Origin of the sequence: Microcoleus sp. K1-B1, from assembly GCF_036704705.1 — a bacterium.
GTDB lineage: Bacteria > Cyanobacteriota > Cyanobacteriia > Cyanobacteriales > Microcoleaceae > Microcoleus.
Map to the genome: position 1 here is coordinate 44,172 of NZ_JAUBSH010000031.1, position 9,605 is coordinate 53,776.

At 45.5% G+C, this 9,605-nt stretch carries 5 protein-coding genes; 3 read left to right on the top strand and 2 right to left on the bottom strand.

The genetic code is table 11. The features are described from left to right. Positions 1 to 366 precede the first annotated feature (366 nt). The 3 genes from QUA83_RS13920 to QUA83_RS13930 all read left to right on the top strand — a co-directional run bounded on the left by QUA83_RS13920 (position 367) and on the right by QUA83_RS13930 (position 5,503). Positions 367 to 3,645 carry a DEAD/DEAH box helicase gene (locus QUA83_RS13920; RefSeq protein WP_333293700.1) on the top strand — a complete coding sequence of 1,093 codons (3,279 nt, stop codon included), beginning with the start codon at positions 367 to 369 and terminating at the stop codon, positions 3,643 to 3,645. Between the two features lie 15 nt (positions 3,646 to 3,660). Beyond that, a complete protein-coding gene (locus QUA83_RS13925) occupies positions 3,661 to 4,485 on the top strand; it encodes an SWIM zinc finger family protein (RefSeq protein ID WP_333293701.1) in 825 nt (274 codons plus the stop codon). A gap of 238 nt (positions 4,486 to 4,723) precedes the next feature. Beyond that, positions 4,724 to 5,503: a photosystem II S4 domain protein gene (locus QUA83_RS13930; protein ID WP_333293702.1), complete on the top strand. Its 780-nt coding sequence runs from the start codon at positions 4,724 to 4,726 to the stop codon at positions 5,501 to 5,503. A gap of 218 nt (positions 5,504 to 5,721) precedes the next feature. Here the strand turns inward: QUA83_RS13930 and QUA83_RS13935 are convergent, their stop codons facing one another. Both QUA83_RS13935 and QUA83_RS13940 read right to left on the bottom strand, forming a co-directional pair. Then, positions 5,722 to 7,200, bottom strand: a complete 1,479-nt coding sequence (locus QUA83_RS13935; protein WP_333293703.1) for a hypothetical protein — start codon at positions 7,198 to 7,200, stop codon at positions 5,722 to 5,724. Between the two features lie 90 nt (positions 7,201 to 7,290). Further along, positions 7,291 to 9,605: CHAT domain-containing tetratricopeptide repeat protein (locus tag QUA83_RS13940; RefSeq protein ID WP_333293704.1), on the bottom strand; the 2,315-nt coding region annotated here is incomplete at its 5' end.

Consider the following 9,605-nt stretch of genomic DNA (forward strand, 5'->3'; position numbering starts at 1 on the left):
ATTACGAAACACTATGTTGACAAAATACGTATATTTAATCATTCTTTACACTTATAGAAACTAAATCCGTCCTATAAGGACGGGGCTTTAAACTCAATTTTTTGGTAAGAAGACTCGGCGGTTGAAACCGCATCTATCAAGTCAAAACCCGCAGAGGCTGGTCAAAGAGGACTCGGCGGTTGAAACCGCGTCTACACAAGCAAAACCCGCAGACTCGGGTTAAAGATAGCGCGGTAAAATTACGTTATTCTCTTTAGTCCGCCTCTGCGGACATCGTTTGTATAGCAGCGGTTTCAACAGCCTTATTATCTTTTACCACTCATTCATGGTATGATAGGCTGCCAAAGGTTGCGTTTGGTATAACCTATGAAAATCCTCCACGGGACTTGGATTCCTCAAGCAGAAGAGAGTTTTGTTCAAGGTGGAACTTTTTGTCTGTGGGTTGAAACCACTGAAAAGAAAAAACAGCCTGCTAAGGTTCATCCCCGACAATTGGAGACGGCACAGTTAAGAGAGTTTCTAACGAAAGAAGCCGGGATTCAACTGTCAGCAGTCAGCAATACAAGTGCGATGGGGCGAGAATACGCGATCGTCCCTCGGTATTTTTTACTGCCCACTGCCGATAACCAGCCCTTACCATCTTTAGAGTTAGCGCGATATTTAGAGACAGAGTTACCGGAAACATTTGAGTTGGAGTATTGGCAAGTTGATTGTGTGTGCATCGCCACCCACACTTTGACTAAAGTATTGAACGATCTGCATTTTTTTGCCCTCTACGATTTAGCAGAAGTTCAGTTTGGTTCAGACTTGCTATTTTGGTATCACTACACCCAAAATTTTAAGCAAATTGTTCTGAAAGATCATTATATTCCGGCGTTGCGCTATCGAGAAACTGCTCCGATCGCGATCGCACCCATCGAAACATCCGAACCCGCTGAGAAAGCCACGCGCGGGCGTAAGAAAGCGGGCGAGACAAAAACCAAAACAACTGCAAAAACTCCAAAAATACCTCCCAAAATTGCACCCAGCTTTGAGATTTATCCGGGATGGGAAATTGTTTCAACACAGTACGAAACTGATTTACAACGCTATGTTGAATGGATGCCTTTAGTTTGTGTGTCCGGTTTTCGGAAGATCCAGCTACAAGATACACCAAAGTTCTACGATCGCGAACGGTTGCTGCGGCATTTTTCCGAGTGTGCGATCGTGGAAATTGTCACTCAAACCCCCATCCCAGCATCGTTTGAAAATAAGATTGCGGATTCTTTACTCCAAATCTGCCTCAACCAAACACGAAAAATCGCGCGAGTAAGCCTTGATCAATACCGGCAATGGCAAACCTGGCGCGATCGCATTACGCGCAATCAATCTGCTGACTCATTCTCCCTCTGCTTTCAACTGCAATCTCCCGAAAACCCCGAACAGCCTTGGGTTTTAGAGTTTCAGGTGGCTGCGAAAAAAGACCCATCTCTGCGGATGCCGTTGCAGGATTATTGGCGATCGCGATCGACTCAACAAAAACAGTTGCAAACACAATTCGGAGACAACTTCGAGCAACATTTGCTGACAAATCTCGGCTACGCTGCCCGCATTTATCCCCAACTTTGGCAAGGCCTAGAAACCGACAAACCCGTTAACATTACCCTCAGCTTAGATGATGCTTTCACCTTTCTCAGCGAGTCCGCTTGGGTATTAGAAGATGCCGGATACAAAGTGATTGTCCCCGCTTGGTGGACGCCGAAGGGACGACAACGGGCGAAGATTCGCCTGCAAGTCAAAGGGAAGGGCATCAATAGCGCTGCAATTAAGGGCAAAGGATTGTTTTCGGCGGATTCTTTGGTGGAATATCAATATGAATTGGCGATCGGGGGTGAACGAGTTAGCGAACAAGAATGGCAGGCGTTAGTAAATAGCAAAACACCGCTGGTACAGTTCCGAGGACAATGGATGGAACTGGACAAAGACAAGATGCAGGAGATGCTAAATTTTTGGCAAAAACATCGCGAAGAAAACCCCGATTTAAGCCTGATTGACTTTATGAAGTTGACGGCAGAAGGAGAAGCGAGCGAACAGTTGGAGGTTGAGCGCGCTCGGGCTTTATCGGATATGTTGGAGAAGCTGAACGATAAGAGTCGGTTAGAGTTAATTGCAGATCCAGCAAATTTTCAGGGCAAGTTACGGGATTACCAAAAGCGCGGCGTTTCTTGGTTGAGTTATTTGGAAAGTTTGGGATTAAATGGCTGCCTTGCCGATGATATGGGTTTGGGTAAATCGGCGCAGGTAATTGCTCGATTATTGCAAGAGCGGGAAGTTTTATCTACTACAAAAGAGACAGGAAAAGCGATCGCACCTTCGGTTCTACCCACGCTGCTAATTGCGCCCACTTCCGTAGTTGGTAACTGGCAAAAGGAAATGGAAAAATTTGCTCCAGAATTGCGATCGCTGATTCACCACGGCCCTCAACGTTTGCAAGATGCCAAAGCATTTAAAGCCGCCGTCCAAGATTGTGATATGTTGATCACTTCCTTTACCTTGGTGCGAAAAGACGAGAAACTGTTGAGCAGCGTAGCGTGGCATCGCGTGGTAATTGATGAAGCCCAGAATATTAAAAATCCGAAAGCGGCGCAAACCAAGGCGATTTTAAAGTTACCTGCTACCCATCGACTAGCATTGACTGGAACACCCGTGGAAAATCGATTGCTGGATTTATGGTCAATTTTTAATTTCCTCAATCCCGGATATTTGGGTAAAGAGGCGCAGTTTCGGAAGTTGTTTGAATTACCGATTCAAAAACATGGGAGTCGCACACAATCAGCCGCGCTCAAAAAATTAGTAGAACCTTTTATCCTGCGCCGTCTGAAAACCGATAAGTCAATTATTCAGGATCTCCCCGACAAAGTTGAGCAAAAGCTCTACTGCAATCTCACCCGCGAGCAAGCTTCGCTTTATGAAGCGATCGTCAAAGAGGTAGAACAAGAAATTGATGCGACGGAAGGGATGAAGCGTAAGGGGATGATTTTGGCGACACTGCTGAAGCTGAAGCAAATTTGTAACCATCCGCGCCAGTTTTTGCAAGATGAAAGTGAGTTTACACCAGAGCGATCGCACAAACTGGAACGGCTGATCGAGATGATTGAGGAAGTCAAAGCAGAAGGCGAAAGTTTATTGGTATTTACGCAGTTTACAGAACTGGGAAGCGCGTTGGAAAAATATATTAAACAAACGCTACATTACAACACTTACTACATCCACGGGGGAACCAGTCGCGAAAAACGGGAACGGATGATTTCAGAGTTTCAAGATCCAGAGTCTGAACCTTCGGTATTTATTCTGTCACTGAAGGCGGGCGGCGTGGGAATTACGCTGACAAAAGCCAATCACGTGTTCCATTTCGATCGCTGGTGGAATCCGGCGGTGGAAGATCAGGCGACGGATCGGGCGTTTCGGATCGGACAGGAAAAAAATGTGTTTGTGCATAAGTTTGTGGCAATTGGTACTTTGGAAGAAAAGATTGACCAAATGATTGAGGACAAAAAGAAATTGGCAGGTTCAATTATTGGTGCGGATGAGTCGTGGTTGACTGAGTTGGATAATGAGGCATTTAAAAAGTTAATTAGGCTCAATAAAAATGCGGTTTTAGATTAGGAGAAGCCAAAAAATATGTCACAATTTACTCGGACTTGGTGGGGCAATAAATTTATCGATGGGCTGGAAAGATTTACTGATTCTGGGCGACTCGGGCGGGGACGTGCCTATGCACGAAACGGCAAGGTAAAAAGCTTTGGCATGAATGATGGGTTAGTGATGGCACAGGTGAGAGGCTCGGTTAATCCTTATTTTGGGGTTTATAAGGAGCCTCTGTACACAACTCAAATTGAGTTTGAGCCGATTAGTCAGGAAAAGTGGCAAAGGGCGATCGCCCAAATGGCATCAAAAGCCAGCTTCATTTCCCGGCTGCTACTCAACGAAATGCCCGACAACATTGAAAATGCTTTCTCACCCCTCGGATTGCACCTTTTACCCAGCAGCCGCGAGGACTTTAAGACTACTTGCTCTTGCCCAGACTATAGCAATCCCTGCAAACATATTGCCGGAGTTTATTATTTGGTGGCGGCCGAATTGGACAAAGATCCATTTTTACTGTTTGAATTACGGGGGCTTTCTAAGGAAGTGCTGCACCGCGAATTAGCAAAAACGCCTTTGGGCTTGGCACTTTCTGCGGAGTTGACGGCTGATGCAGCGGCCCCTGTGGCGGTGGATTCCTATTACACGCAGGCGATCGCCAGTGAGGCGCAACCGGTCAGCCTGAAAGAGTTTTGGCATGGTGCGAAGCGATTACCGCAGACGATTGAGGTGGCAGCGCCAAGTGGGGTAAGTGCGATCGTGGTGAAAAAACAGGGAGATTTTCCACAGTTTTGGCACAAGGATGGTTCGTTTATTGAGGCGATGGAAGAATTGTATTTGCGGGTGAAGAAGAATAAGTAGTTGGGTGGACAATTTTGCTGCCATACTCGATCGAGCTCTTGCAAAAACTTGAACTCGAAGACTTCATAGATTTGGTACAATAATCGTGTTCATCATATCAGCTTTACCAGCAACTAAAATCATAAGATCGTTATTTGATGATTTTAGACTATAATTAAGTTAGTGCGACTGTTAAAAAAGTAGACTTTTTAGTTACAGCAAGCTTTGGCAATTTCAAATTAGAATCTAAAATTGACTGATGTTACCAAGAGAAGAACTGTTAAAAGGCATTGAAAACCGCGAATGTGTGGCGCGGGCGATCGACCAAGCGGAACAAGCAATTAAAACTTGGGAAATTACTCTGACTGATTTTCTGTCGCCTCCAGAATTGGCGGACACTCTGACGGTATTTAAGCGCTTAACAGACGTGGAATTAGTGGCTTGGGGCGGCTACCCGCAAGCTGAAAGACAAAGAATTGCGATCGCGCGATCGGATATCCCCATCGACTCTGCTAGCGTTAACGTTGCTGCGGTAGAAATCGCTGGCAATTTCTTGTTCGATACAGCTTCTCACCGCGACTTTTTGGGGGCGATGTTGGGTACGGGAATTGTCCGCGAGAAAACTGGCGATGTGATTGTTTTGGGAGAACGCGGCGCGCAAGCTATTGTCATGCCGGAGATGGTAGAGTATTTGGAGATGAGTTTGCAGCAAGTGCGATCGGTTCCTGTGGAAACGCGGCGCATTGAGTTGAGCGAACTCAAAATTAGAGAACCCAAAAAGAAAGAAATGACAACCGTTGAAGCATCCATGAGATTGGATGCTGTCGCCTCGGCTGGATTCGCCATGTCTCGCAGCAAAATGGCCGATTTAATTGGCAGCGGCGACGTGCGAGTTAACTGGAAAGATGTTACTCAAGCTAGTTATAATGTCAAGTCTGGAGATTTAATTGCTGTTACCGGTAAGGGAAGATTAGAAATTGGGGAAGTTGCTGTTACTAAGAAGGAACGCTATCGAGTACAGTTAACTCGATATTTGTAATTTATGAGCCGCATCTTCGGCTTGTGGAGCAGGCATCTTGCCTGTTCTTAAGAATGCTGAGGCGAAGATGCCTAACCCCTACTCCCCCCAAAAAATTGACTCTTTGTGGAACAGGCATCTTGCCTGTTCCTAAGAATGCTGCAACATATGAGTTATACCACCCAAAAAACCCGAAAAACCCGGTTTCTTTGGTTTTATGCGTAAGTCCTAAATCCAAATTATCGGAGAAAAGTTTTCCTTACCAACAGGACGATACCCAGGATTAACGAGCCAAATAGTAAGCCAAACAGCACACTCCAGATAATTGTCGCAGTAAAGGGATGCAGCGGTAGAGAAAAATCGAGTTGCCATTGAATCGGTTTATCCTTGATTAGAGGATAGGCGGCGGAAAAGATTTGTCCGCCGCCGATCGCAGTTCCGACAAAAAAGATGATATTCTCAAGCTGGCGAGATCGCTTTTTCTCCCTGTCTTCCTGTTGCTTGTATAATTCCATCTGTTCCCTGTCCAATTCCACCTGTTCGATTTCCACCATCCCCCGCACAGTGGATATCGACTGCTGGAACAAATTTTGACTAGCAATCAGGTAGTTTAAATCTATTTCAATTTCCCGCTGATATTTATCCTCCGCTAAATCTAGAAACCTCTGCCAAAAATCCAGATTGTCGCCTGGAATGCACAAACTTGTAATTTTGGTCAAGGCATTGCTATAATTTTCAGCATTAGTATCAACGGTATTTCTATCTTCTTGCAAATATCGCACTTGCTGAGCAAAAGCCAACATTTTAGTGCGAACTTCAGCCAGCCACTCCTTTAACTTCTGCAACTTAACTTGTCGATTTTGTTCGCTTTCTATTGCACCCAATTCGGGAAGCTTCTTTTCTAACTCGCCGACTATTTGCTGTGCTTTGCGATACTTTTTCCTAGCTTCTCGATAGACAAATACAATTTTAGCGCGAGAGCACAGCAGATTCATCAAGTAAAAGTTAAACGTCAAGGTTGCGAATTCCAAAGTTCGGGGATTTTCTTGCAACCATACTAGAATGTGACACCGCTGACGCGCATCATCTTCTCGGCTGTCATACTCAAAAATCGGACTCCCGAATAACTTTCCTTCCGCGCCCAACTCTACGGAGGCTGGCTGTTTATCCTGTACAAAAGCTTTAACAGATTCGTCAGCTAGTTTCCGGTAAGTATCATAAAATGCTGGTTCCGCATATAACAATAACGTTTGTCCCAGCGAAGGTTGAATTGCCGTTGGCAACAAGCAACCTTGGGGATTTAATCGAGTTAAATCCGCTACTTTCATATGGACATTTTGATAGCAAAGTGTCAAGTCTGCCGTGTAAGTGTCGTGGATTCGCAGGGCATAGATAGAACCATCAAGTTTCTGGTTATCTGGCTGAATAATTTGCGGAAACTTCAGAGTTTTTCCACCATCTGGAATTAGCAATTCTTCGTTAGTCAGATTTTCCCGTTCGCCGTCGGGATAATACAGACCGTTTTTGTAGCAAATTAGCTTGTCTCTGAGGGACTTTAGTTCGTTGATGTTAAATTCTTTGCCGACATTATCAGCTAGATTTTCCCACAAATATCGGGCATTTTCTGCTACTTGCTTATACCCTTTGTCCCTATCATCCCGCAGGTGGAAAGGATAGAGGGTAATACTGGGATTTTTAATTTGCCATTCTTGGCTCATAATCAAGTTTTTGAGATGTTTTCGAGTATTTCTATCAGATATTTGGGGCGGGCAAGATGCCCACCCCACAAGAATTTTATGGTTTGTCTTCTAGGAAGGTGTTTCTGGATTATTTGTTGGCGGTGCAGGCGGCGCAGACGACAGAGGCAAACCCAGTCGAATCTGATTTTCCTTCAGCGTTTCGCAAAACTCCCTCCGGATTTCTTCCGGTGCATCGCTATCTGTACCACCCGCACCCATTTGATAAATTTCGTTCTCTAAATTCTCTTCTATTTGAGGTCTAGTTTCGCACCAATCCTTGATTGTTTGAGCGATAATATTGATATTATCGGTCGAACCCACATCAATCGCTGATAATTGTTTGACAAATTGCGGCTCGGATATTTTCAATAACTTACTGAAAGCCGCCACAATTTCTTCGGGTGTGGCATCATCGGGAAGTGACATTACTAATCTCCTTAAATCACTTTTTTCAGTTGACAGGGGTAAAGTTTCTGTTTCGCCAATTAAGGTAAATGCAGCCCAAGCTATGGGACTCGGAAATCGAGCTTTTGTGGTTAGCATAGCACACCGCAAGGCGGCTGCTCGATTCTCGCCCTGTGCTAAATTTTGGTAGAATTCAGTCATTAGTAATTTGGCTGAAATGGCTCCCATATTCCACAGGGAAACGATGATACTGGGGACTCCGGCGAGGATGAAGCAGCGCGACAATCCGATGACTCCATCTCCCGTGATTTTACCGCCTCCGGTGCTGCACGCGCTTAATACTACGAGTTCAGAATCGAGTTTTAATTGCCGAATTTCTGCGGCGTTAAGTGCGCCGTCGTCAGTGTCTCCTGATGGTGCTAAAATAATCGCGCCTGGAATGCCGGAACCTTGGAAATCGTCGAGGAGTCCGTGGGCGGATAAATGGACGATGCGCGTGTTTAGCATCCTGTCTAAAATGGCGACTTTTGTGGCTTTTTCTCCGCTAATTGCTTCGGTTCCTAAAGTTGCGGCAATGGCTTCGGCTGCTTCTTTTGCCCTGGGAATTTGGCGGAGTTTGTAGGGGTTTTTGTTGAATTTTGGGGCGAGGGTTGGATCGCCGACAATTAGGGCGGCTTGTCTCAATCCTTGCACTCGGTTTTGATGTTCGCGGGTGATTTCTAATACTTGGATGGATGGGCTGGTGAGGATGGTATGATTTTCGATTAGGTAGCGGTTGTTGCTATCTTGCAAGGTGGCGAAAGGAACTAAAAATAAGTCGTAGTGGGGGACGAAGATGATGGGGGAATTGGCATCGGTGGGTAGCAAGTCGATGATGGGTTCGATCAGGATTTGATGGAGGAGTTGCAATAGGGGAAAGCGACCTGTTTCGTCTCGTTTGTACTGGGATTCTAGCTGAATTTTGTTGCCTTCGTCGTCGGTTTCATTGGTGCCGATGGAGACGCGGGCTTGGAGGATGATTTGTTTGAGGGTTTGGTTTTGTTGGTTGAGGGGTTCGAGGTTGGCGGCGCGATGGGTGATGTTGCCGTTTGGTTGGATTACCCAGATGTAAATATCTTCAAAGATAATTGAATATTCAACTATTGTGGAGTTTCTGTCGCGGGCGATTTGTTGGATTTTGGGAATTGATAACCCCCCCAACCCCCCCTTGCTAAGGGGGGGCTTTGAGAGGTTTGCTTCTTCCTCAAATCTTGATAACCCCCCCAACCCCCCCTTGCTAAGGGGGGGCTTAAGAGGGAGGAATTGAGATAACTCTTCTTCCTCCCCTTGATAAGGGGGGGACTGAGGGGGAGTTGTTAATAAGGTTTGTCTAAATAACTCGATGAAGGCACGGGTGCGCGACATTTCTGATATTTCTAAGGCTTCATCAAATTTAGTTTGGGCGACTAGGACTTGTTGTAGGTTGCGATAGGCAGATATTTGGGTTTCAAAGATTGAGACTTTGTGATCATTACTTACTAATTCAGAACGCAGAGTTTCATGAATTGCGATCGAGGCGCGAAGTGCTGTTTCAGCTTCAGCAAGTTGGTGAGTTTTTAGGAAAGTATTTCCCAAATTGTTGAGAGAGTTTGACTCTCCCACGCGATCTCCGATTTCCCGTGAAATCTCTAAATATTGTTGGTAAAATTCGATCGCCTTCTGGTATTGCCCTAGGGATTGGTAAGCATTGCCCAAATTGCCGAGGGAATTAGCTTCTCCTTGGCGATATCCCATTTCGCGTGAAATCTCTAATTGCTGTTGGTAAAATTCGATCGCCCTGTGGAATTGCCCTAGGGAATAGTAAGCAATGCCCAAATTGCCGAGGGAATTAGCTTCTCCTTGGCGATCTCCGATTTCCCGTTTAATCTCTAAAGACTGTTGGTGAAATTCGATCGCCCTGTGGAATTGCCCTAGGGAATAGTAAGCATTGCCCAAATTGC